This is a genomic window from Cupriavidus numazuensis, assembly GCF_905397435.1.
GTDB lineage: Bacteria > Pseudomonadota > Gammaproteobacteria > Burkholderiales > Burkholderiaceae > Cupriavidus > Cupriavidus numazuensis.
Genome location: NZ_CAJPVI010000016.1, coordinates 116,802 through 140,011, shown reverse-complemented (window position 1 = coordinate 140,011; position 23,210 = coordinate 116,802). Strand labels below are relative to the sequence as shown.

Below are 23,210 nucleotides of genomic sequence, written 5' to 3'. Positions count from 1 at the left end.
AAAACAAAACGCGCCCGCATCATGCGGGCGCGTGCGTTTCAAACCCCGATCAATCGATCGAAGCCCCCACCGTCTTCACCACGCCCGCCCACTTCTGGCGATCCGCTTTCACCGTGGCGCGGAACTGGTCGACGGTTTCCACGCGCGGCGTGTTGCCGGCATCGATCAGCTTCTGGCGGATCGCCGGATTTTCCAGCGCGACCTTCACCGCGTCGTTGATCTTGTGCGCGATCTTCGGGTCCAGGCCCTTCGGCCCGAAGAAGCCGAACCAGATCGTGCTGTTGAAGCCGGGCAGGCCGCTTTCAGCAATCGCGGGCACTTCAGGAATCACCGGCACGCGCTTGTTCGTGCTCACGCCAAGCAAGCGCACCTTGCCGGCGCGATATTGCGGCAGCACGCTCTGGACCTGGTTGAAGATGCAGCAGACCTCACCCTTGAGCACGGCCTGCAGCGCGTCAGGGCCGCCCTTGTATGGCACGTGGACCATGTCGAGGCCCGCGCGCGCATTGAACTCCGCGAATGCCAGGTGCGTGCCCGTGCCGTTGCCCGTGGACGCGTAGTTGTACTTGCCCGGATTGGCCTTGACCTTCTCGATGAACTCCTTGACCGTCTTCACGTCGATCACGGCCGGGTTGATGGTCAGCACGTTCGAGACTTCGACCAGCGGTGCGATCGGCGTGAAATCGGCGTCGGCATCGAACGGCAGGCTCTTGTACAGCGCCGGGTTGATGCCGTGCGTGGCAGCCGTGCCGAGCAGCAGCGTGTAGCCGTCCGGCTTGGCGTGGGCCACGACTTCCGAGGCCACGTTGCCGCCGGCGCCCGGACGGTAGTCGTAGATGATGGTCGTCTTGAGCGACTTCTGCAGCGATTCCTGCAGCGTGCGGCCCACCATGTCCACACCGGAGCCTGCGGTGAAACCCATCAGGATAGTCACCGGCTGGGCCGGCCATTCGCCTTGCGCAAACGCGGGAGCGGCAATGGCGCTGGCCGCGGCGAGGCCAGCGGTCAGTTTGAGTGCGGAACGGAAGGAGAAGCGCAGGGGCAGGCGGGACATAGGGGCACCGTCGGGGAATGTGAAAGACAAGGGCGCCACCACCATGGGGCGGGGTGGCGCAGTCGCGGGCCAGGGTCTTGGCGCCCTGGGCCAAAAGCCACACGATAGCAATGTTCGCGGCAAAACCAAACGACCGAGTTCACTTGAAGGTATGCCGCGCCGGCATATGGTGCTGTCAGTCGTATCGCGGCAACGCTCAGCGCCGCAGCAGCCCGACCAGTTCATCCACGTCAGGCAGCGGCGCGCCGATGCCCGACGCGGCTTCGTCATCGGCATCGAGCAGGCCGTCGGCCAGCGCGCGCTTGTCCTTGTGCAGTTCGACGATGCGTTCCTCGATGGTCCCGGCGGTGATGAGCCGGTACACGGTGACGGGGCGCTCCTGGCCGATACGATGCGCCCGGCCCATGGCCTGATCCTCGGCAGCCGGATTCCACCACGGGTCGGCGATGATCACGTAGTCGGCAGCCGTCAGGTTCAGGCCGAAGCCACCGGCCTTCAGGCTGATCAGGAAGACATCGCCCTCGCCCGCCTGGAACGCGGCCACGCGCCGTGTGCGTTCGGCGGCCGGCGTGGCGCCGTCCAGGTACTGCAGCGCGAGTCCCGCGTGCTCGATGCCCTGCCTGAGCAACTGCAGGAAATCCACGAACTGGCTGAACACCAGCACCTTGTGGCCATTCGCCGCAAGTTCGCCGGCAAGGTCGACAAAGGTCCGGACCTTGGCGCCTGCCTGCCCCACCTCCGGCGTCACGAGCCGCGCATCGCAGGCCGCGCGGCGCAGCCGCATCAGTTGCGCGAGCACGTGGATGCGGGCCTGCGCCTGGAACTGGGCCTGCGCAACAGCCCTGGCGCGCGCGCCTTCCGGTGCGCCGCGCGTGGCCTTGCGGGCAGCTTCGACGCGGGCGAGCGCGGCTTCGGCCTCGGACTGTGCCTGCCGGCGCAACGCCTCGTAGTGCGCGGCCTCGACCGGCTCCGGCTCGACACGGATCACGAGTTCGGTGCGCGGCGGCAGTTCGTCGAGCACCTGCGCCTTGGTCCGGCGCAGCACGAAGGGCGCGATCATGCGCCGCAACCGCTGCCGGACTTCGCGCGCGCCGCTGCGCTCGATCGGGTTGGCGAAATGTTCGTTGAAGCGGGCCAGCGAGCCGAGCAAGCCCGGGTTGCAGAAGCGCATGACCGACCAGAGTTCGGACAGCCGGTTTTCGATGGGCGTGCCCGATAGCACCATGCGGAAGCCCGATGGCAAATCGAACAATGCCTGCGCACGGCGCGAGGCGGCGTTCTTGATGGCCTGCGCTTCGTCGGCCACCACCGTGTGCCACTCGCGCGCGCAGAATTCCTGGCGCGCCTGCTGCAGCAGCGTGTACGAGACGATCACGAGATCGCCCGCTCCGGCCTGCGCGAGCAGCGTTTCGCGCTCGCCTTCGGCGTAGACGTGCACGTTGAGCGTCGGCGCGAAGCGTCGCGCTTCGGCGGCCCAGTTGCCGCAGACCGAAGTCGGCGCGATCACCAGGCCGGCGCCCCCGCCCGCGCGCGCCAGTAGCACCGCCAGGGCCTGCAGTGTCTTGCCGAGACCCATGTCGTCGGCAAGACAGGCACCGAGGCCCGCGGAGGCCAGCGTCATCGCCCAGCGGTAGCCATCGTACTGATAGGGGCGCAGCTCGGCGGCCAGATTCGGCGGCAACGTGATTTCAGTCTCGCGCGCCGCGCGCAGGCGGGCCAGCCGCTGGCGGAAATGCGCATCGGGATCGACGCCCGCGCCGGCCAGCACATCGTCGAGCCAGGGCGTAGCCATCAACGGGACGCGGATGCCGTCGGGAATCTGGTCGGCAACGCTGGCGAGATCGCGCAGGCGGCCGCGCAGCGTGCGCGTGAGCGCGATGTACACGCCCTGCCCCATCGGCACGAAACGGCCGGCGTGGCTGCTGGTCCAGTCGATCAGCTTGCCGAGTTCCAGCACGAGCCCTTCGGCCACGCGCAGCTCGCCCACCAGCCGGTACCACGTGTTGCGCGTTTCGACGGTCACGCCAAGTTGCGGCAGGTCAGCCGCGATCACGCGCATCTCCTTGCCACGCGGCCACTCGAGTGCCTGCACACCGGGCAGGCGCGGCAGCGCCTCGACGACGGCCAAGGCGTCCTCGGGATCGTCAAGCACCCAGTTATGCTCGCCATCGGGCGGCGCCAGCGGCACCAGGAACGGCAGTTCGGCAAATACCTCGGCCACGTTTGCCAGTTCGGCGTCGAGGTCGCGTTGCGTCGCGAGCGTTTCTCCGCGTACGGTGGCCATCAGCCGCTCGCGCCCCGCGCCCGGCGCCAGACGTGGGCCAAGCGGCCCTAGCGGCGTGACGACGAGCCGCAGCGCGATGCCGCGGCCATGCGGCGCCACTTCGGCGCGCAGCCGCGCTTCGGGCTCCAGTTCGCGCACGGCGCCAGTCGGGTCGGCCTCGACCTGGAAATGGCCCGCCAGCGCGCGCAGCGTGCGGTCGAGCTGCGCGCGGCCGGCTTCGGGAATCGACAGGCCATCGGCAACGAGCTGCGCGGCGCCCAGTTGCGCCGGCGTAAAGCGGATCACGCGCAACCGCTGCGGGCCATCGCGCAGCACCGTGATATGGCGCAGCGCCTCGGCATCCTGGCGTGCCGCCGCCGGCAGGTAGGCTTCCATCGCAGGCGCTTCGCGCAGCGGCGGATAGATCCGCAACAAGTAGCGGCCGTCGGTATGCACGGCCTCGAGCGCGGGCGTGCCTTCCGTCACCTCCAGCACCTGTTCCGGCGAACGGGCCAGCACGACCGCCGGGTGACCGACCAGCGCCACGATGGCGGCAGCGCGATCGAGCACATAGCGCCGGTTGTGCGACTGGTCGCGCCGGATGGCATGGGCGACGCGTGTATCCCATGCCGGCAGTTGCCCGTCCTCCGCCACGCGCGCCAGCGCCACGGGGCGCGGCTTGCCCCAGCCGCGCGCGCCGCGCACCTGCTCCAGTGGCTCGATGGCGCCGACGGTGCCGTCGGCATCCAGGGTCAGGGCCCACATCAGACGGCGGTCGGCCGCGTTGCCGGCGCCCTCGGCGCCCGCCGCCAGCCCTTGCAGGGCTTCCAGTGCCTGTTGCCAGGCAGGAAGGCTGCTGTCGGGGGCCGCATCGGAGCCGGGAAGGGTGTCGGATTGCACAGAAACAGGTCCGGAATCGGGAAATTGGGGAAGAACGACGCGAAAGCGGGCATTTTAGACCGCCTTTCGCGGGCTGCCGCGTTGGCACCCATGGCCCCGCAGCTTACAATGTATGCTTTTGCTGCACCGCGGATTTAGGGCGGAGCCGGCAAGCCAGACAAGAAGCGGCTGACGCCCGGCAAGGCGGCAGCACGACCGAATCCCGAAGCACGACACCCCGCAACACCATGACGCAAACCGCCACCATCGTCGAAATCGGCGCCGAAGACATTCCCCTGCACTGCCCCACGGCCAACACGCCGGCGTGGAACTACCATCCACGCGTCTTCCTGGACGTAGTCGACACCGGCGAAGCCAAGTGCCCGTACTGCGGCACCGTGTACAAGCTCAAGCCGGGCACCGTGCTGAAGGGCCACCACTGAGCGGCCCACACGCTCCTGCAGCACTTCGACGCTCCGGGCCGCCTGGCAGGCGCCCCGGGGCGTTGGCATTTCCGCCCGCCGCTGACGGCGGGCAAGCTTCGCCCCACTCATGAAAAAAGCCCTCGTCATCGCCCCTGACCGGATCAGCGACGCCCTGATGGCCCAGCCGCTGCTCGGGCTGCTCAAGGCGCGCCATCCGCGGCTGGTCATCGACGCCCTTGCGCCCAAATGGGTCGGCCCGGTGCTGGCGCGCATGCCGGAGATGGGCAGGGTCTTCCCGAGCGATCTGACGCACGGGAAGCTGCAGCTTTCGGCACGGTTCATGTTCGCCCAGCAGCTCAAGAACGAAGGCTACGACATGGCCTACGTGCTGCCGGATTCGCTCAAGTCGGCGCTGATCCCATGGCTGGCGGGCATCCCGCTGCGCGTGGGCTACCGCGGCGAATCCCGCTTCGGCATGCTGAACGTGCGCCATGCCAACCCGCCGCGCAACGGCCGGCCGGCCATGGCCGAGCATTACGCGCGCCTGGCGCTGCGGCCCGGCGCAAAGCCGCCGGCGGAACTGCCCGAACCGCGACTGCGCACCGATCCGGCTCGCATTGCCGCCACGGCCGAGCGCTTCGGCATCCCGCCGCAGACGCGCCTGATCACGTTCTGCCCGGGCGCCGGCTTCGGCCCGGCCCGTCGCTGGCCGGCTGCGCATTTCGCGAAGCTGGCGCAGATGCTGCGGCGTTCGTACCCGTATGCCCAGATGATCACGCTGGGCGCGGCCGCGGACGCCGACGCCGCCGCGGAGATCACCAGCGAAGCACCGTTCGTGCGCAACCTCTGCGGCAAGACTTCGCTCGACGACGCCATCGACCTGCTCGCGTTGTCAGAGGCCGCGGTATGCAACGATACGGGCCTCATGCACATCGCCGCGGCGCTGAACCGGCCCCAAGTTGCCGTGTTCGGCTCGAGCGATCCGCGCCAGACGCCGCCCCTCTCGCAGGCAGCGAGTATCATGTGGCTGCAACTCGAATGCAGTCCGTGCCTCAAACACGAGTGCCCCCTGGGACACATGCGCTGCCTGAAGGACATCGAGCCCGAAATGGTGTTCGTTGAACTGCGCAAGCTGCTGCACCGGCCCTGACCCCTGAAATCGCGACCATGCCACGTTTTGCCCGTCTGTTCGATTCCGCGGAAGACATTGTCCAGGCCTTCCGCGAGGCCATGAAACTGCGCGACGCCGACGGCGCGCTGCGACTGTGGCTCGACGAAGACTCGGTCACGTGCGTGATGCCTGACGGGCAACGCCTGATCGGCCATGAACACCTGCGCCAGGCGTTCTCGCAGTTGCTCGAAGAGCAACCGGTGCTGATCGATGCGATCGAGACCAGCAGCCATGCGTCGCTGGGCGTCTCGATCTTCGATGTGACCGAGGCCCTGCGCTTCGGCGCGGACCGGGTCGAGGCTGACCTGTACGTGCACACGACGTACGTGCTGATGCAGAACCATGAGGGCTGGCGCCTCGCGCATATCCACTGCAGCCCGGCCAATGCCGTGCAGGTGGCCACCGTGGCCGCCGCGCCGGGACAGGCGCTGCACTGAACGAAACTCCGGAGCCGGGCCGTCGCGCCCGGCCCTTCGCATTACCGATGCCGGCATGACGCAGCTTCCGCACCATCGCCTGCCATCCGCCACCCAGGCCGATTCCACGGGCCACGCTTATGGCGACAGCATCGCCATGCCCTGGTGGCTGCGTGGCGGCCACGCCCAGACCATTATTCCCGCGCGTTTCACGCGCCGTCCGCCGCGCGTGCGCTTCCGCCGCGAGCGCTGGGAAACGCCCGACCAGGACTTCATCGACCTCGACTGGACCACGCACCCCGTCCATGGCGACTCGCCGCTACTGGTGATGTTCCATGGTCTCGAAGGCGATTCCGGCAGCCACTACGCGCAGGCGCTGATGCATGCGCTGCAGTCGCGCGGCTGGCAGGGCGTGATCCCGCACTTCCGTGGCTGTTCGGGCGAACTCAATCGCGCGCCGCGCTTCTACCATTCCGGGGATTCCGCGGAGATCCGCTGGGTACTCGAACGCCTGCGCCGCGAACACTGCGCGGGTGGCCGCAAGATGCTGGTGGTCGGCATCTCGCTCGGCGGCAACGCGCTGCTGCGCTATCTTGGCGAACAGGGCAGCACGGCCCGCTTCGTCACCGCCGCCGCGGCGATCTCCGCGCCGCTGGACCTGGCCGCCGGCGGCGCTGCGCTGTCCGAGGGCTTCAACATGCTCTACACGCGCATGTTCCTGCAGACGCTCAAGCGCAAGTCGCTGGCCAAGCTCGATCAGTTCCCCGGCCTGTTCGACCGGGACACCATGCTGGCCAGCCGCGACCTGTACGCGTTCGACAACGTCGTCACCGCGCCGCTGCACGGCTTTCGCGATACCGACGATTACTGGAAACGCGCCGCGAGCAAACCCGTGCTCGGCGAGATTGCCGTGCCGACGCTGGTGCTCAACGCGCGCAACGACCCCTTCCTGCCGGGCCGGCACTTGCCCGGCCCTGCCGACGTCAGTCCGCAGGTCTGGCTCGAGCAGCCCGAACACGGCGGCCACGTCGGCTTCATGACACCGGCTGCCGGCCTGCTGGCGCAGTTGCCGCTGCTGCCGTTCGGCGGGCATATCGAATGGCTGCCAGCGCGGATCCTGCGCTTCTTCGACAGCATGTCCTGAAGCCGGCGCAACAAGCCAAGAGCAACGAGGAGACACGACGATGGATGAATCAGTCCGGCAAGCGATGGCGCGCTGGCCCAATGTGCCGAACTGCTACGGGTGGCTGGCGCTCGATCGCCGCGGGCAATGGCGCTTGCGCAACGAGTTCGCGCAGGAGCATGGCCTGTCGGGCGACCCGATCCGGCATGACACGCTGATCGCATTCATCGCGCGCAACTACCTGCGCGACGAGCGCGGCGCGTGGTACTTCCAGAACGGGCCGCAGCGCGTGTTCGTGTCGCTGGGATACGCGCCGTGGATCGTGCGCCTGCACGAAGGCAAACTGAACACGACCACGCAGCGCGCGTTTGCCGTGCAGTCCTGCCACACCGACGAAGACGGCAATGTCGTGCTGGCCGGCACAATCGACGGGGAAGATGGCCTGCACGCAGCGCTGCTGCACGACCACGACCTCGATCTCTTCAGCGCCGCATGCGAATGGCATGGTGATGCGTGTGGCGCGGATCTCGGCGTCTTCCATCACGATGGCCGCGACATGCCGATCGAACCGATTGCCGCCGCCGAAGTCCCAAAGCGCTTCGGCTTCGTGCGCGATCCGCAGCCGCCGGCAGCCTGACCACGCCGCTCAGTTCGGCATGCCCTTGTTGTCCTGCCGTTCCTCGCGATACTGGCGCTGCAGCTGGTGCAGGCGTGCGTCGACCTCGGACAGCGTATAGAAATCGCCGTCGCCGGCCTTGCGCGCAATCTGCAGCTGTTCGATCGCGGCCTGGTAGGCGCCGTCCATCGCATACTTCTCCGCCAGCGCCTGGTGCTGCTGCACGCGCTTGCCTTGGCCGGCATAGGCGCGCGCCAGCATTTCCCACCACTCGCTGCGCGTGATTTCCTGGCGCGTGCGTTCGCGCAGGAACGTCACCGCCGCGTCGTACTGGCCAGTGCCGAGCAGCGTATCCGCATAGGCCAGCGCCACGGCGTGCGACAGCGGGAACGCCTTCATCGATGCCGTGGCCTGGCTCATCGCTTCGGGCACGCGGCCTTGCTGGCGCGAGAGTTCGATCGCCATCACATCGAGCATGGGGCTACCCGACGTGGCTCCGGGAATGTTGCCGTACAGGCGGCGCGTTTCGGCCAGTTCCTGCTCGGCCGCAGGGTACCGGCCGAGGCGCTGCTCGACGAAGGCCAGGCCATAGTGCAGCGCCGGCGCGCGCAGCGTCGAGGCATTTGCCAGTTGCGAACGTATCGCTGCGCGCAGGTTCTGCAGCTCGCTGGGCGAGGTTTCCTGGATCACGCGGGCCCGCACGCGCGCGAACTCGTATTCGGGCGTATTGGGCACCTTGCGCGCCGACACGTGGCTGACGCGATCCTGCATGTCGGCAATCCGCTCGGAGGTGAGCGGGTGGGTCCGCACGTAGGACGGCACCGAGTTCTCCGCGGTGCCCGACGCACGCTGCAGCCGCTGGAAGAAATCCGGCATGCCCTGCGGATCGAAGCCGGCCGCGGTCATGATCTGGAAGCCGACCCGGTCGGCCTCGCGCTCGGCCCCGCGCGAAAACGAAAGCTGGTTGGCAATGGCCGCGCCCTGCCCGCCCATTGCCAGCGCGGCGGCGGCGTCAGGACTGCGCGTGGCCGCCAGGCCCGCCAGCACCATCGAGGCCAGCGCAATCCACATCGACTGGTCCTGCTGCGTAATCCCACGCGCGATATGGCGCTGCATCACGTGGCCGATTTCGTGGCCGAGCACTGAGGCGAGTTCCGATTCGGTATCCGACTGCACCAGCAGGCCCGTATGCACGCCGATATAGCCGCCCGGCAACGCGAACGCGTTGATGCTGCGGTCACGCACGGCAAAGAGGTCGAAACCCGTGGCAAACGTCCCGGCACCGGTCGATCCCGAGATGTTCTGCCGCCGCGCGGCCTGCACCAGCCGGTAGCCCAGTGCGTTGAGATAGTCGGACAGCAGCGGATCGGGCACATACTGCGGATCGCGCCGGATATCGCGGATGATGCGGTCGCCGAGGCGCTTTTCCATGTCCGGCGACAGCGCCGCGGTGGACGGATCGCCCATATCGGGCAACTGCACGCCGCCGGCATCGACGACGGCATTGTTGGTGCGCAGGCCGAACTCCGATTTCTGCCCTGCCCGCACGCTGCGGCTCAGGTTGTCGTAGACCTGGTCGCTGGTTTCCGCAGGCATGGTGGTGGCCTTGGCGGTGGCGCCGGATGGCGCGGCCGGCGCGGTCCCCTGCGGCCACGCCGGGGTCACCATGGTCAATGCGATCACGGCAACCAGCGAACGGCGCCACGGCCCCGCATTCCGCGCGGAGCCATGTGACGCCGGGCTGGCAGGCATGGTGCCATGCTGTCCGGGAAGGCCGGCAACGCCTGGCCTGCGAAGCAATGGGGTCTTGGGCATGTTGCTATGATAGCGGCCTCCGCAACCCGTTCCCATTGGCGGTTGCACGCCCTTGCCGTACAGGATCCAGCCATGACGCAGCTCACCCATTTCGATACCGCCGGACAGGCCCACATGGTCGACGTCGGCGACAAGGCCAGCACGCACCGCGTGGCCGTGGCCACCGGCACCATCACGATGCTGCCCGACACGTTTGCGCTGGTGCGCGACGGCAATGCGAAGAAAGGCGACGTGCTGGGCATTGCGCGCGTCGCGGCGATCATGGCGACCAAGCGCACGGCCGACCTGATCCCGCTATGCCACCCGATCGGGCTGACCAAGGTCGCAGTGGACTTCGCGCTGGACGAGGTCGGCTCCAGCATTACCTGCACCGTCCGCACTGAAACGCGCGGCCAGACCGGCGTGGAGATGGAGGCGCTGACCGGCGTGCAGGTCGCGCTGCTGACTATCTACGACATGTGCAAGGCGGTGGACCGGGGGATGGTGATGGGCGATGTGAAGCTACTGGAGAAGCACGGCGGGAAGTCGGGGGATTGGGTTTCCACGCCGGCCGGCTAATGGTTCCATAAGCCTGGCCTGCCCCGGGGGGCTGGCGGCCACGGCGTCATCCCGGCGCCTCGCAGGTCGTCTGCACAAGAACATCGACCTTCTGCCCCGGCGATTCGCCGGGCCATTCGCGGGACCGAATGCTGTTCCGGCCGGACGCCTTGGCTTCGTAAAGCAACGCATCGGCGGCAGCGATCAGCGACGTTTCGGTGACGTCACTCCCCACCACCGAGAAATCGACCGCCAGCACACCGAAGCTGGCCGTCGCTTCGATGCTTCGGCCAGCGCCATCGATCGTCGGACTGCCCGCGATCGAAGTCCTGAGCCGCTCCGCCACATACGAGGCACCGTCCGGGCCCGTTTGCGGCAGGAGCAGAAGGAATTCTTCGCCGCCATAGCGGACCACGCTGTCCACGTGCCTGCGGGTGGTGGCCCGGAGAACGGACGCAATATGCTTCAGCACGGTGTCACCGGACTGGTGGCCATGCGTATCGTTGATCGACTTGAAGTGGTCAATATCACAGACCACCATGGTCAGCCAATGCTGATACCGGCGCGCCCTCGCGATTTCCGTGGGCAGCAGCGTCTCATGCAGATGACGTCGGTTGTAGCAATCAGTGAGATGGTCTCTCAGGGACACCTGCTTCAGGTCCATGAGAACGCGATATTCGTCTCGCCACAACCGATGGTAACGACGCGCTGCGACGAGCCCGAAACTGTTGGCAAGCAGCAATAGCATCGACATGGTCAGCGTCCCGGCGGGCGGGACGGTTCCTTTTTCCACGGCGACCAGGACGAACGCCGCCGTCGAGGCAATCGCGATGCCCTTCGCGATGATCAGCCGGTTAGGGATGAAGATGTAGACGACGATCAGCATGATGCACAGCGACATCCCATGCCACGGAATCTCACTGGGCCGGAACCAGACGATGAGCATGAAGGTGGCCATGCCCACGACCTCGGCGGCACTGGCCACGAGCCACAGGCCCGCAATGGGCTCCCGCTGTTTGCGGATCAGGACCAATCCCATGGTTGCCGTGATCGCGACCAGCATGCGCCCCACGAACAGGATCAACGCCTCGCGTCCATATCCCAGCACCGCCACATCGGTCATGGCAAAGGCCAGATAGAAGACGGAGCAGAAAACCAATGTCAGGCGCAGGCTTGCCCGACTGCGGTCCAGATGGTGGCGCTGGAATGCAAGTTCCGTTTCCGCGCTTCGGAACTCCAGGCGCAGCGGATCGATGGCGAATTCAGGAATGGATTCGGAATTCAAGGTATGACAGGCAATTCTGCGGTTGCCCTGGTATTTAGAACCACTTCGATCTTTTCGACTTTCAAACCGGCGTACATCCAGTCGCTCGGCGTGGCGCTTCCAGTGGCATCAGATTCGCCGGATGCCATCGAAAGTGTCCATCAATCCATGTTTGTATCATTGGACATCCATGACGGGCGAGTAACCACGTCGTGGGGTGTTGGGTTGGAGCAACCGGATACTCCGGATGGATTCGGCGGAAGAATCGCCCCGCTTGAACCTGACTCCAAGGTACCGTTGACGACGCCTCGATTCTTGCAACCTCTTCCCAATGCGTACCGCCACCGCAGCGCACCGTAATAAAGGTAACGCTGCATTTCGCCAGGCGATGCGGCACCGCCGGCAGGCGTAAATTGGTATTCAATACCAATCAGGCCGGCATGGCCGGAAGGGCTGTTGCACTGCAGTGCCGGCAGCCTGGAACCTTCGCATAGGGTGGATTCCATGAACGGGCGCAAGCTTTGCCAGTTGGCGCTGGCCCTGGCGGCGGTCACCGCCAGCGGCGTCGCAATTGCGGGCCGGGGCTACTACCACGGTGGTGGCTACCATGGTGGCTACTATCACGGCGGATACTACCCCGCGCGTGTCGGCGTGGGCGTGTACTTCGGGCCAGGGTTCGTCTACGGGGGCTACCCGTACGGCTACTATCCGTACCCGTACTACTATCCGCCCGCTGTCGTTGCCGCGCCCACGTCGCCGCCGCAATATATCGAACAGGGCCCGAACGGCCCAGTCCCCACGCCCGGTCCCGAAGATGCCGCTCCGCAGGCTCCGAGTCAGGGGTGGTGGTACCACTGCAACCAGCCTGAGGGCTATTACCCGTATATCCATGCGTGCCCGGGCGGCTGGCAGCGAGTGCCGGCACAGCCGCCGTCCAGTTCCGAAACGCCTGAATCGAGGATGTCATCATGAAGGCACGTGTCCGACCCGCCAGCCGCCCGCTCATTGCTGCCCTGGCCTCGGCGACGGTGACGCTGGGCGCCTGCGCCGTGATGCCATCGGGTCCTTCGATGACGGTACTGCCTGGCACCGGCAAGAGCTTTGACCAGTTCCGCGCCGATGACGGCAACTGCCGCCAGTATGCGTTCGGGCAGGTCGGTGGTGTCAGTTCAGCACAGGCCGCGAATGCCAGTGCGGTAGGCAGTACCGTGGTCGGTACCGCGCTAGGCGCGGCCGCAGGCGCGGCATTCGGCGGTGGCGAAGGTGCGGCCGTGGGTGCGGGCGTAGGCCTGCTGACCGGTGCGGCATTCGGCGCGAGCAATGCACAGTACTCGGGCTACGGCACGCAGCGCCAGTATGACGCGGCCTACATCCAGTGCATGTATGCCAGCGGGCACCGCGTGCCGGTCTACGGCAACATGGCAACGGTCGCGCGGCCGGCGCCGTCCTATTACTATCCTCCGCCGCCTCCGCCACCGGGGTACGGCAGGCCGTACTGACAGCCCGGCCTATTCAGGCATGCGCCGCGCCTGTTCGCGGATCCATTTGCAGAACTCGCGTGGCCGTGCTGCATCGGCGACCTCGCGGCAGGCGTGGTCCAGCGTGGCGTATTGGGTCGACTCATCGCCAAGGTAGTAGTAGCGCAGGCGCTCCAGCCATGCACGGCCCTGTGCGCCATCGCCGGTCAGTGCCATCAGCCAGGCGGTACGCGCAATCATCGTCGGCGTCGGCAGCAGATGCACCGCGGCGATATGCGCAGGCAGCAGATCCGCCGCATTGCCGGGGGTGATGACGGCGCGCTCGGCTACATCGGCCGATGCATACTGGCGGAACCAGTATGCCGGCATCGGCAGCGTGGCACGTCGTTCGCGTGGGGCATACTCTCGCGCCTCGGCCCGGCGGTAGTCCTGCCACATCGTGGCGAGCACGATCGCACTGACCGCCGCAAAGCCAGCCAGCAGCCCGAGCGACAACCAGCGAGGCGGATGCCAGCGTCCAAAGCCGCCCGGCTCCAGCCAGCCCAGCATGAAGCAGAACGGCAGGAAGAAGTACAAATAGTGCAGCGGGTACTCGAGCATCGAATGCGCGCACAGCATGGCCAGCCACGTGAGCACGACGATGGTTTGCGCCCTTTCTTCGTTATTCGCGTGCCAGATGTGCACACGCACCACGCGCCACAGCCATCCCAGCAGGACCAGCGCGACACCGACCGTACCGACGATGCCGGTCTTCGCCAGCAGGTCGAGCAATGCGTTGTGCGCGTGCAGTGACATCTCGACCTTCACGCCAACCTGGGGCAGTTGCTGGAACTGGGCCCAACCGAATTCGCCCCAACCTACGCCTAGCCATGGGTGGGAGCGGAACATGGCCCAGGCGTGCGTCCACAGTGCGCTGCGGGCGGACATCTGGTCTGCGGCCTGCAATTGCGCAAGGGTGTCGAACAGGCGCCAGTTGAAGGCGTTGCCGGCTGCCTTGATGACGGGCTGCAGTATCAGCAGCACGGCGACCATCGCAACGGCTGCGACAAGGAGGCCCGCGGGCCGGCACATCGGATCGGCATCACGGCGCGTATCGCGCGCGAGCCAGGCGGCGATGACCGCGTACAGCGCGGCAAGGCCTACGTGCAGCACGCCCGTTCGTGAGCCCGACAATACGATGCCGCTTTCCAGCAGCACCACGGCAATCAGCCACATCGGAAATCGAAGCTTGCCGCGTGAGGCGAGCCAGGTCGCTGCGACAAGCGCCATGCCTTCCACGGTGGCTTGGTGGTTAGGCTGGTTCAGGTTGCCCCAGAGGCGACGGTTGTCGTCGTAGAAGTAGGAAGAGACGAGGCCGAAGGAGCGGGATTCCAGGTGGAAAAGCTGGACCCATTGGGAAATGGTGCCGAGAAGGCCTGCGAGGAGGAAGGCGGTGGCGAGGGCGTCTATGATGGCTGAGCGTGCGTCAGGCGAAGCAGACGAACGATAACGCCAGATCGCCAGCATGAGCACCACGCCGAGACCGAGCGTGAGTTGCGTTGCGAATCGGCTGCCAGTGACGTCATCGAATCCGTAGGCGGACTGGATGGCACCGAGAACGATGAGCCACAGCGGAAGGCTTGCGATCCACGGGATGTTTGCATCCGGTCTACGCGAACGCTTTAGCGCGAACGCAGTGAGCAAACCTGCAAGTAGCAGGAATACTGCCGCTGCTGCCCACTCGCCATAGAACGTAGCCATCGGCAGAGTGTGCCGGGATACCAGCAGTGGGAAAGCAAACGTGAGGACAAGAAAGATCGCCGGAATGGCGGTCCTGGACTGCGGCATGCGGCGCCTTGTTGGGGAAAAGGCGGATGATAGCTTGGTGCGTGGGCAAAGAAAAAGCGCCCGAAGGCGCTTTTTCTTGCTCACGAAGTTGAGCCGCTATCAAACACCGGTCTGCGACCGCGTGCAAGTCACTGCACCCGCAGCAATATTGGCAAAATTCCACTGCAAATTGCCGTTTACAAGCGTCGGCGTCAAAGTTACACCACAGCCCCCGGCTGCCGCGTTACCCGTAATGTTGATAGCCGCCGTACCTGCATTCATAACGGCCGTTCCAAATTTCAGTACCGGGGCATTAACGTTTGGCCAGAACGCTGCACCGTTCAGCTTGACCAGCGTATCGCAGCTGCCAATCACACCGGCGTTGTTTTGAACGCATTCTGCAATCGCAGTCTTAAGCGATGCCACCCCCGTATAGTTATCCTGCCACCGGCTACGCGTCACGTAGTCCTGATACTGCGGAATCGCAATCGCCGCCAGAATACCGATGATCGCTACCACGATCATCAGTTCGATCAGCGTAAAGCCCTTCTGGACACGGCGGCCCAGCTTCTTGATTTGTTGTACCCGTTCCATGAGATGACCCCCGAAGAAATTTTGATTAAGACCTACACGTCTTCGCGTTCCCGAATTCGCAGAAATGGAAAAGCAAATGCTGTGCCAAGGTATCTGACAAAAAAAGCGCCCGAGGGCGCTTTTTAATCTTGATGATGGCTGGAGACTATCAAACTCCAGTCTGCGACCGAGTGCAAGTCACCGCGCCTGCCGCGATATTGGCAAAATTCCACTGCAGATTGCCGTTTACAAGCGTCGGGGTCAAAGTTACACCACATGCCCCCGCCGCCGCGTTACCCGTAATGTTGATAGCCGCCGTAGTTGCATCGATAGCGGCAGTCCCGAACTTCAATGCCGGAGGATTAGCATTCGGCCAGAAAGAGGCAGCGTTCAGCTTTGCCAATGTGTCGCAGTTTCCGATCACGCCAGCGTTATTCTGAACACACTCGCCAATAGCAGTCTTAAGCGATGCCACGCCCGTGTAGTTATCCTGCCAACGGCTGCGCGTCACATAATCCTGGTACTGCGGAATCGCAATCGCCGCCAGAATACCAATGATCGCGACAACGATCATCAGTTCGATCAGCGTAAAGCCCTTCTGGACACGGCGGCCCAGCTTCTTAATTTGTTGTACCCGTTGCATGAGATGACCCCTCGAAGAGATTTTGGTTAATGCACGACACGGCTTCGATCTGTGAAGTGCGGGGATGACTTAGCAGATACTATGCCAGGTCGCGATACCCCGTGAGTAGGGGGTTATGGGGACAAATTTCGTCACTTTGGCAGAGGGGCATCGGCAATCAACCGACAAATTTTGTCAGTTGTCTTCCAATGTCTCATCCTTCATCGACAAAATGTGCGATAACTCACATAAGTTAGTTGCGCGCTCCAGATTGCCGGCAACCGCCAACAGCACAAAGGGCAGCCACCAGGGCTGCCCTCTTCTTTGTAGCGCCAGAAACGCTTTTGTTCGTCAGGCCGTTTGTGCCGCCCGACGGCTCATCAGCTTGCCGACGAGCACCACCAGGATTGCGCCGACAACGCCGAACACCAGGTGTGCATGCGGCACGTGTACTTCAAACCAGGCCGCATCGACCGGATCGCTCACCAGCATCTCGCCAGCCAGATAGCCCAGCAGCGCGGCGCCTAGCACGATGATGACCGGGAAACGCTCCATGACCTTCAGCAGGATGGTGCTGCCGAATACGATCAGCGGGATCGACAGGCCCAGGCCCACGATCAGCAGCAGCAGCTGGCTGCCTTCGGGGCCCTTCTGCGCGGCGGCAGCCACGGCGACCACGTTGTCGAGCGACATGACCAGGTCGGCGATCAGGATGGTGCGGATGGCGGCCCAGATGTTGTCCTTGGCATCGTGACCGTCTTCGTCATCTTCGCCGGTCAGCAGTTGCACGCCGATATAGACGAGCAGCACGGCGCCGATGATCTTCAGGTACGGCAGGCTCAGCAGCTTGACGGCTGCCACGGTCAGCACGACCCGCATGATGATGGCGGCGGCGCTACCCCAGAAAATGGCCTTCTTCTGCTGCGCAGGCGGCAGATTGCGCGAGGCGAGCGCGATAACCACCGCGTTGTCGCCGGACAGGACGATGTTGGTCAGGATGATCGATCCCAACGCAATCCAGAACGTGGTGGAAGACAGCAATTCCACGGCAGTGCTCCTCTAGGTTTCTATCTATATGTCCGACACCGCCCGATTGCGGCAGTTCGGATGTCTGAGAAAACAGACATGTATATCGCGCGAACCTTTCGATTCGATTTCAAATCACGGGCAATCGACTCCGGAGATACCCTAGGAAGTACGTCGCCACAATGACATTGCCCCCGCACCATGGCGGGGGCAAACTCGTCCCGGCCATAGCCGGGACGGTTCAACACTTGACCCGCGCGCCACGTGACGCGCAAGGCACGATGGTGTTGCTTACAGCTTTGCCTTCAGCAGGCGAGCCATTTCCGACGGGTTCTTGGTCACCGTGATACCGCAGGCTTCCATGATTTCCAGCTTGGCCTGGGCGGTGTCGGCACCACCCGAGATCAGCGCGCCGGCGTGGCCCATGCGCTTGCCCGGAGGCGCGGTCACGCCAGCGATGAAGCCAACCACCGGCTTCTTCATGTTGTCCTTGATCCAGTGAGCCGCGTTGGCTTCGTCCGGACCGCCGATCTCACCAATCATGACCACGGCGTCCGTTTCCGGATCGTCGTTGAACATCTTCATGACGTCGATGTGCTTCAGGCCGTTGATCGGGTCGCCGCCGATACCGACAGCCGACGACTGGCCCAGGCCCAGCGCGGTCAGCTGGCCCACGGCTTCGTACGTCAGCGTGCCCGAGCGCGACACCACGCCGATGCGGCCCTTGCGGTGGATGTGACCCGGCATGATGCCGATCTTGATTTCGTCCGGCGTGATCAGGCCCGGGCAGTTCGGTCCCAGCAGCAGGGTCTTCTTGTTCTCGCGGCGCATGCGGTCCTTGACTTCCATCATGTCGCGCACGGGGATGCCTTCGGTGATGCAGACCACCAGGTCCAGGTCAGCGTCAACGGCTTCCCAGATGGCGGCAGCGGCGCCAGCGGGCGGCACGTAGATCACGGAAACGGTGGCGCCGGTCTGGGCCTTGGCGTCCTTGACGCTCGCGTAGATAGGAATGCCTTCGAAGTCTTCGCCGGCCTTCTTCGGATTCACGCCTGCGACGAAGCAGTTCTTGCCGTTGGCGTAGTCACGGCAGCCACGGGTGTGGAACTGGCCGGTCTTGCCAGTGATGCCCTGGGTGATGACCTTGGTGTCTTTGTTGATCAGAATCGACATGCTTTAGTCCTTTGCTTGGCCTCTGGCAGCGCGGGCACGAAGCCACGCGCGCTGCCCAAGTGCGCTTGTGTTTGGTATCGGCGCCCGGCTTACTTCTTGCCGGCGGCAGCGGCCACAACCTTCTGGGCGGCTTCTTCCATCGTGTCCGCGGCGATGATCGGCAGGCCCGAATCGGCCAGCATCTTCTTGCCCAGATCTTCGTTGGTGCCCTTCATGCGCACGACCAGCGGAACCGTCAGGTTCACGGCCTTCGACGCCGAGATCACGCCTTCGGCGATCACGTCGCAGCGCATGATGCCGCCGAAGATGTTCACCAGGATGGCTTCCACGTTCGGGTTCTTAAGCATCAGCTTGAAGGCTTCGGTCACCTTCTCGGTGGTGGCACCGCCGCCCACGTCGAGGAAGTTGGCCGGCTCGCCGCCGAACAGCTTGATGGTGTCCATGGTGGCCATGGCCAGGCCGGCGCCGTTCACCAGGCAGCCGATGTTGCCGTCCAGCGAGATGTAGGCCAGATCGAACTTCGAGGCTTCGATTTCGTTGGCGTCTTCTTCATCCAGGTCGCGGTAGGCCACGATTTCCGGGTGACGGAACAGCGCGTTCGAGTCGAAGTTGAACTTGGCGTCCAGCGCGATGACCTTGCCTTCGCCGGTCAGGATCAGCGGGTTGATTTCGGCCAGCGAAGCGTCGGTGTCGTAGAACGCCTTGTACAGGCCTTGCAGGGCCTGGCGAGCCTGGGCAACCGAAGCGTCGGGCACGCCGATCTTGCGGGCGATGTCGTCAGCGTCAGCGTCGGTCAGGCCGGTCGACGGCTCGATGATCAGCGTGTGGATCTTTTCCGGGGTGTGGGCAGCGACTTCTTCGATGTCCATACCGCCTTCGCTCGATGCCATCAGGGCGATCTTCTGCGAAACGCGGTCCACCACCAGCGAAACGTACAGTTCCTTCTTGATGTCGGCGCCTTCTTCGATCAGCAGGCGGTTGACCTTCTTGCCTTCCGGACCGGTCTGGTGCGTGACCAGCTGCATGCCCAGGATGTTGGTGGCGTAGGTCTTGACCTCGTCGATGCTCTTGGCAACCTTCACGCCGCCGCCCTTGCCGCGGCCACCCGCATGAATCTGCGCCTTGACCACCCAAACCGGGCCGCCAAGCTCTTCTGCGGCCTTCAGGGCCTCGGCGACCGAGAACGCGGGGATGCCGCGCGGAACCGGCACATTGTATTTGCGCAGGATTTCCTTGCCTTGGTACTCATGGATATTCATGCGTGTTTCCTTTCGGGTAGGCGTAAAAGGTAGAAGGGGAAGAATCTGAAAAAGACGAACTCTCTCGTCCGTGGCCGATCCTGAGGATCAGCCGGAAGTGCCGGTTGGCCGGTCGTACGGAACATTGCCGTTGCCGGCTGCCGCTTGCGCCTGAGGCGTGTTCGCAGCGGCCTGCTCCGCCTCGGCCCGAACCTTGGGCTTCGGCTGGTGACCATACCAGCGCGGGTAAAACTCTCGGACCACCTCGCCGTCGAAGCGCAGCGCGTGGCAGCCGTTCAACTGGTAAGGGGGTTCGGGATTGGGATCGTCATCGCCGCCATCGCGAATGCTGATGACTTCGCCGGCGAAAGCCTGGATCGCCGTACTCGGCAGCACGCCAGCAGCTTCGGTGAGATGCGAGCAGCCCTGGATACCGGACAGGCGCTCCTTGACTGCCTTGCGGAAGCCCCTGCGCAGGTTCAGCCCGATCAGCTTTCGGTAAGCCGGACCGATCTGGTCACAGTGCCCCGGATAAGGCACCCAGTCGGAGCAAGCCTCAGCGTCCAGCACGTTCAACGCCTCGTCGATCGTGACGCGCAGCCACAGGTCATGCAACGGCTGTCCGACCGGCCGGACGCGGTTGCCTGCGAGGGCGATGTCACGTGGCTTGGTGTCGGTCAGGCGCACCTCGATGTCCCACAAGCCGTCTTCCCTGAGGTAAGCCTGGGCCGTAATGGCGCGGGTATGGCGCGGGGAGCGGTTGACGGGCTGGGAAAGAGGCATGACCAGGCTGGGAATACAGGGGCGAGGTACCGCGCAAATGCTGCGGCGCCGAATAACCTAAGGAGTTTAACATGCCGGGGCGCTTTGCCCGGGAACATCGGCACTCGCCAACTGTCCGCGCCGGATTGTCGGCCAACCGGAAAGGAAAACCGGCGAATACACGCCGTATGCGCCGCACGCGGTGCCGAAGCCGCCTCGCGGGCATACGGTCGAATACACATGTAGCCAGTGCTGGTATTCCCCTTAAAACCGGCCCTCACGGCGACTCGCCCCCGCTTGCTCGATTCACTCGATATCGTCGGGCAGTTCGTCCTCCGCCCCCTGGATCACCTTGCCGATCACCGAGCGCGAAAATCCGCGGGCCATCATGAAACGGATTTGCTTGGCACGCTCTTCCGGCGTCGCCGGCGGGTTGCCGAAGCGCTTGCGCCAGACCTCGCGCGCGCGGTCGGACTCGGTTTCGCGCAGTCGTTCCTGCAGTTCACCAAGCTGTTCGCTGCCAAGCTTGTGGGTCTTGGCCTCCTGCAGGACACGCGCGGCGCCATAGCGGCTGCCGCGCCGGTGCAGCAGGCTGTCGGCAAAACGCTGGTTGGACAGCCAGTTCTCGCGCTCCAGCGCATCCAGCACCTGCTCGAGCTGCTCCGGCGATTCCGCGTGCGGGGCGAGCTTGCGCGCCAGCTCGGCGCGGCTATGCTCGCGGCGCGAGAGGTAACCCACGGCGCGGGCCTTCAGGGATAGCGGGGGGCGGGTAGACATCAGCGCGGTTCAGGAAAACGAGGGATCAAGCAAGGGGAAACAAAAAAGGCTGGCGCATCGGCGATGCGCCAGCCCTCGGGAGCGTGCCTGTCGGCCGGCGCTCAGTCTTCCGTCACGACCTCAGCCGCCCGAACACCGTTCATCGGCGCAACGCCCAGCGCGGCACGGACCTTGTTCTCGATTTCCTGGGCGATGTCGGGATTCTCGCGCAGGTACTCGCGCGCATTGTCCTTGCCCTGGCCGATCTTGTCGCCGTTGTAGCTGTACCAGGCGCCCGACTTCTCGACGATCTTGGCATCCACGCCCAGGTCGATGATCTCACCCTGGCGCGAGATGCCCTGGCCATAGAGGATGTCGAAGAAGGCTTCGCGGAACGGCGGCGACACCTTGTTCTTGACCACCTTGACCTTGGTCTCGTTGCCGATCACGTCGTCGCCCTTCTTGATCGAGCCGATGCGGCGGATGTCCAGGCGCACGGAGGCGTAGAACTTCAGCGCGTTGCCGCCCGTGGTGGTTTCAGGCGAACCAAACATCACCCCGATCTTCATACGGATCTGGTTGATGAAGATCACCAGGCAGTTGGTGCGCTTGATGGTGCCGGTCAGCTTGCGCAGCGCCTGGCTCATCAGGCGGGCCTGCAGGCCGGGCAGCGAATCGCCCATTTCGCCTTCGATTTCAGCCTTCGGCACCAGCGCGGCCACCGAGTCGATCACGATCAGGTCGATCGAGCCCGAGCGCACCAGCGCATCGGTGATTTCGAGCGCCTGCTCGCCGGTGTCCGGCTGGGAGATCAGCAGCTCGCCCACATCCACGCCGAGCTTGGAGGCGTAGTTGACGTCCAGCGCGTGCTCGGCATCGATAAAGGCGCAGGTGCCGCCCAGCTTCTGCATCTCGGCAACGACCTGCAGCGTCAGCGTGGTCTTGCCCGACGATTCCGGACCGTAGATCTCGACCACGCGGCCGCGCGGCAGGCCGCCGACGCCCAGCGCGATGTCCAGGCCGAGGGAGCCGGTGGAGACCACCTGGATGTCCTTCTCGACCTCGCCGTCGCCCATGCGCATGATCGAGCCCTTGCCGAACTGCTTCTCGATCTGCGAGAGCGCGGCGGCAAGCGCCTTCTGCTTCTCGGCGCTCAGGCCGGCACCTGCCTTCTTGTCATCCATGGTGGTCCTTGAGTCAAATGTTGAGTCAATGGTGGTATAAATAAGTCGAATGTGGCGCGACACCGGCTTTTTCCGATTGTTCCGATCGACTTCCGGATCCGTGCGCCTCAACTACAAAATCACCCGACTGCCTGCACAGCCGCCTTCTGCGGCGGCCTGCGCGGAATGTGCGGGTACTGTATAAAAAAACAGTATGCTTGGCAAGCCCTGTCCGCATCGTTTGCGTGGCGACTGGCAATGCCGGCCGTGGTGGAGACAACCATGCGCATTCTGATTGCGGAAGATGACGATGTGCTTGCCGACGGCCTGACGCGCTCGCTGCGTCACTCGGGCTATGCAGTCGACCATGTCGCGAATGGCCTGGAGGCTGATTCCGCGCTCTCGACCCAGACATTCGACCTGCTGATCCTGGATCTTGGCCTGCCGCGCATGCCGGGGCTGGAAGTGCTCAAGCGACTGCGCGCACGCGGCGCCATGCTGCCGGTGCTGATCCTGACCGCGGCTGACAGCGTCGACGAGCGCGTCAAGGGCCTGGATCTGGGTGCCGACGATTACATGGCCAAGCCGTTCGCGCTGACCGAACTCGAGGCACGCGTGCGCGCGCTGGTGCGCCGCGGTGCCGGCGGCGGCGCAACCCTGATGCGTCACGGGCCGCTCGCGTTCGACCAGGTCGGGCGCATTGCCTACATGAACGAGCAGATGCTGGACCTGTCGGCGCGCGAGGTCGGTCTGCTCGAGATCCTGCTCACGCGCTGCGGGCGGCTGGTCTCCAAGGAACAACTCGTGGACCATCTGTGCGAATGGGGCGAAGAGGTCAGCAACAACGCGATCGAGGTCTATGTGCACCGGCTGCGCAAGAAGATCGAGGTTGGCGGCATCCGCATCGCCACGGTACGCGGCCTGGGCTACTGCCTGGAGAAGTTCCAGCCGACCGTGGCCGCCCATAGCTGAAGCGCATTCGCGATCTTCCCGCCACGCCCCTGCCTGAGCAGCCGATCACTCGACCGAAACCGTCCCACACTTTGCCGA

At 64.8% G+C, this 23,210-nt stretch carries 22 protein-coding genes; 9 read left to right on the top strand and 13 right to left on the bottom strand.

The window, feature by feature from the left end; translation table 11 throughout:
- Positions 1 to 49: 49 nt before the first annotated feature.
- Together KHO41_RS14895 and KHO41_RS14890 are read right to left on the bottom strand one after the other, a co-directional pair.
- The gene (locus KHO41_RS14895) at positions 50 to 1,054 is read right to left on the bottom strand and encodes a Bug family tripartite tricarboxylate transporter substrate binding protein (RefSeq protein WP_211954042.1); all 1,005 of its coding nucleotides are present in this window, start codon (positions 1,052 to 1,054) and stop codon (positions 50 to 52) included.
- 196 nt (positions 1,055 to 1,250) lie between these two features.
- Positions 1,251 to 4,217 carry a DEAD/DEAH box helicase gene (locus tag KHO41_RS14890; RefSeq protein WP_211954041.1) on the bottom strand — a complete coding sequence of 989 codons (2,967 nt, stop codon included), beginning with the start codon at positions 4,215 to 4,217 and terminating at the stop codon, positions 1,251 to 1,253.
- A 227-nt stretch (positions 4,218 to 4,444) separates the two neighbouring features.
- On the opposite strand from KHO41_RS14890, the gene KHO41_RS14885 reads away from it, so the two are divergent.
- The 5 genes from KHO41_RS14885 to KHO41_RS14865 all read left to right on the top strand — a co-directional run bounded on the left by KHO41_RS14885 (position 4,445) and on the right by KHO41_RS14865 (position 7,968).
- On the top strand, positions 4,445 to 4,639 hold the full coding sequence (locus KHO41_RS14885; RefSeq protein WP_140950774.1) for a zinc-finger domain-containing protein: 195 nt from the start codon (positions 4,445 to 4,447) through the stop codon (positions 4,637 to 4,639).
- 109 nt (positions 4,640 to 4,748) lie between these two features.
- Entirely contained in the window at positions 4,749 to 5,771 is a 1,023-nt protein-coding gene (gene waaF / locus KHO41_RS14880; RefSeq protein ID WP_211954040.1) for a lipopolysaccharide heptosyltransferase II, read from the top strand.
- A 17-nt stretch (positions 5,772 to 5,788) separates the two neighbouring features.
- Positions 5,789 to 6,229, top strand: coding sequence for a YybH family protein (locus KHO41_RS14875; RefSeq protein ID WP_211954039.1), 441 nt, complete (start codon positions 5,789 to 5,791; stop codon positions 6,227 to 6,229).
- A gap of 55 nt (positions 6,230 to 6,284) precedes the next feature.
- A complete protein-coding gene (locus KHO41_RS14870; RefSeq protein WP_211954038.1) occupies positions 6,285 to 7,352 on the top strand; it encodes a YheT family hydrolase in 1,068 nt (355 codons plus the stop codon).
- Positions 7,353 to 7,392: 40 nt separating this feature from the next.
- Positions 7,393 to 7,968, top strand: a complete 576-nt coding sequence (locus tag KHO41_RS14865) for a DUF2946 family protein (protein WP_211954037.1) — start codon at positions 7,393 to 7,395, stop codon at positions 7,966 to 7,968.
- Between the two features lie 9 nt (positions 7,969 to 7,977).
- On the opposite strand, the gene KHO41_RS14860 is transcribed toward KHO41_RS14865, so the two are convergent.
- A complete protein-coding gene (locus KHO41_RS14860; RefSeq protein WP_244873847.1) occupies positions 7,978 to 9,699 on the bottom strand; it encodes a beta-barrel assembly-enhancing protease in 1,722 nt (573 codons plus the stop codon).
- A gap of 135 nt (positions 9,700 to 9,834) precedes the next feature.
- Here KHO41_RS14860 and moaC point away from each other — a divergent pair, with 135 nt between their 5' ends.
- The gene (gene moaC, locus KHO41_RS14855) at positions 9,835 to 10,320 is read left to right on the top strand and encodes a cyclic pyranopterin monophosphate synthase MoaC (RefSeq protein ID WP_211954036.1); all 486 of its coding nucleotides are present in this window, start codon (positions 9,835 to 9,837) and stop codon (positions 10,318 to 10,320) included.
- A 46-nt stretch (positions 10,321 to 10,366) separates the two neighbouring features.
- On the opposite strand, the gene KHO41_RS14850 is transcribed toward moaC, so the two are convergent.
- Positions 10,367 to 11,584 (bottom strand): GGDEF domain-containing protein, encoded by a 1,218-nt coding sequence (locus tag KHO41_RS14850; RefSeq protein WP_244873846.1) that lies wholly within the window; start codon positions 11,582 to 11,584, stop codon positions 10,367 to 10,369.
- 483 nt (positions 11,585 to 12,067) lie between these two features.
- On the opposite strand from KHO41_RS14850, the gene KHO41_RS14845 reads away from it, so the two are divergent.
- Together KHO41_RS14845 and KHO41_RS14840 are read left to right on the top strand one after the other, a co-directional pair.
- Positions 12,068 to 12,535 carry a hypothetical protein gene (locus tag KHO41_RS14845; RefSeq protein WP_211954035.1) on the top strand — a complete coding sequence of 156 codons (468 nt, stop codon included), beginning with the start codon at positions 12,068 to 12,070 and terminating at the stop codon, positions 12,533 to 12,535.
- Positions 12,532 to 13,062 (top strand): YMGG-like glycine zipper-containing protein, encoded by a 531-nt coding sequence (locus KHO41_RS14840; RefSeq protein WP_211954034.1) that lies wholly within the window; start codon positions 12,532 to 12,534, stop codon positions 13,060 to 13,062. Before KHO41_RS14845 ends, KHO41_RS14840 begins: the two co-directional genes overlap by 4 nt.
- A gap of 9 nt (positions 13,063 to 13,071) precedes the next feature.
- Here KHO41_RS14840 and KHO41_RS14835 read toward each other — a convergent pair whose 3' ends face one another.
- From KHO41_RS14835 to recA, 9 genes are all read right to left on the bottom strand, one after another.
- The gene (locus KHO41_RS14835) at positions 13,072 to 14,868 is read right to left on the bottom strand and encodes a PglL family O-oligosaccharyltransferase (RefSeq protein WP_211954033.1); all 1,797 of its coding nucleotides are present in this window, start codon (positions 14,866 to 14,868) and stop codon (positions 13,072 to 13,074) included.
- Positions 14,869 to 14,967: 99 nt separating this feature from the next.
- A complete protein-coding gene (locus KHO41_RS14830) occupies positions 14,968 to 15,441 on the bottom strand; it encodes a pilin (protein WP_211954032.1) in 474 nt (157 codons plus the stop codon).
- 148 nt (positions 15,442 to 15,589) lie between these two features.
- Positions 15,590 to 16,063, bottom strand: coding sequence for a pilin (locus tag KHO41_RS41770; RefSeq protein ID WP_211954031.1), 474 nt, complete (start codon positions 16,061 to 16,063; stop codon positions 15,590 to 15,592).
- 330 nt (positions 16,064 to 16,393) lie between these two features.
- Positions 16,394 to 17,089: a TerC family protein gene (locus KHO41_RS14820; RefSeq protein WP_211954030.1), complete on the bottom strand. Its 696-nt coding sequence runs from the start codon at positions 17,087 to 17,089 to the stop codon at positions 16,394 to 16,396.
- Between the two features lie 270 nt (positions 17,090 to 17,359).
- Positions 17,360 to 18,241: a succinate--CoA ligase subunit alpha gene (gene sucD / locus KHO41_RS14815; protein WP_211948888.1), complete on the bottom strand. Its 882-nt coding sequence runs from the start codon at positions 18,239 to 18,241 to the stop codon at positions 17,360 to 17,362.
- Between the two features lie 89 nt (positions 18,242 to 18,330).
- The gene (gene sucC / locus KHO41_RS14810) at positions 18,331 to 19,500 is read right to left on the bottom strand and encodes an ADP-forming succinate--CoA ligase subunit beta (RefSeq protein ID WP_211954029.1); all 1,170 of its coding nucleotides are present in this window, start codon (positions 19,498 to 19,500) and stop codon (positions 18,331 to 18,333) included.
- Between the two features lie 87 nt (positions 19,501 to 19,587).
- Entirely contained in the window at positions 19,588 to 20,262 is a 675-nt protein-coding gene (locus KHO41_RS14805) for a DUF2889 domain-containing protein (protein ID WP_211954028.1), read from the bottom strand.
- A gap of 285 nt (positions 20,263 to 20,547) precedes the next feature.
- The gene (gene recX / locus KHO41_RS14800) at positions 20,548 to 21,018 is read right to left on the bottom strand and encodes a recombination regulator RecX (RefSeq protein ID WP_211954027.1); all 471 of its coding nucleotides are present in this window, start codon (positions 21,016 to 21,018) and stop codon (positions 20,548 to 20,550) included.
- 101 nt (positions 21,019 to 21,119) lie between these two features.
- Positions 21,120 to 22,181: a recombinase RecA gene (gene recA, locus KHO41_RS14795; protein WP_211954026.1), complete on the bottom strand. Its 1,062-nt coding sequence runs from the start codon at positions 22,179 to 22,181 to the stop codon at positions 21,120 to 21,122.
- Between the two features lie 261 nt (positions 22,182 to 22,442).
- Here recA and KHO41_RS14790 point away from each other — a divergent pair, with 261 nt between their 5' ends.
- Positions 22,443 to 23,132: a response regulator gene (locus KHO41_RS14790; RefSeq protein WP_211954025.1), complete on the top strand. Its 690-nt coding sequence runs from the start codon at positions 22,443 to 22,445 to the stop codon at positions 23,130 to 23,132.
- Positions 23,133 to 23,210: the final 78 nt, after the last annotated feature.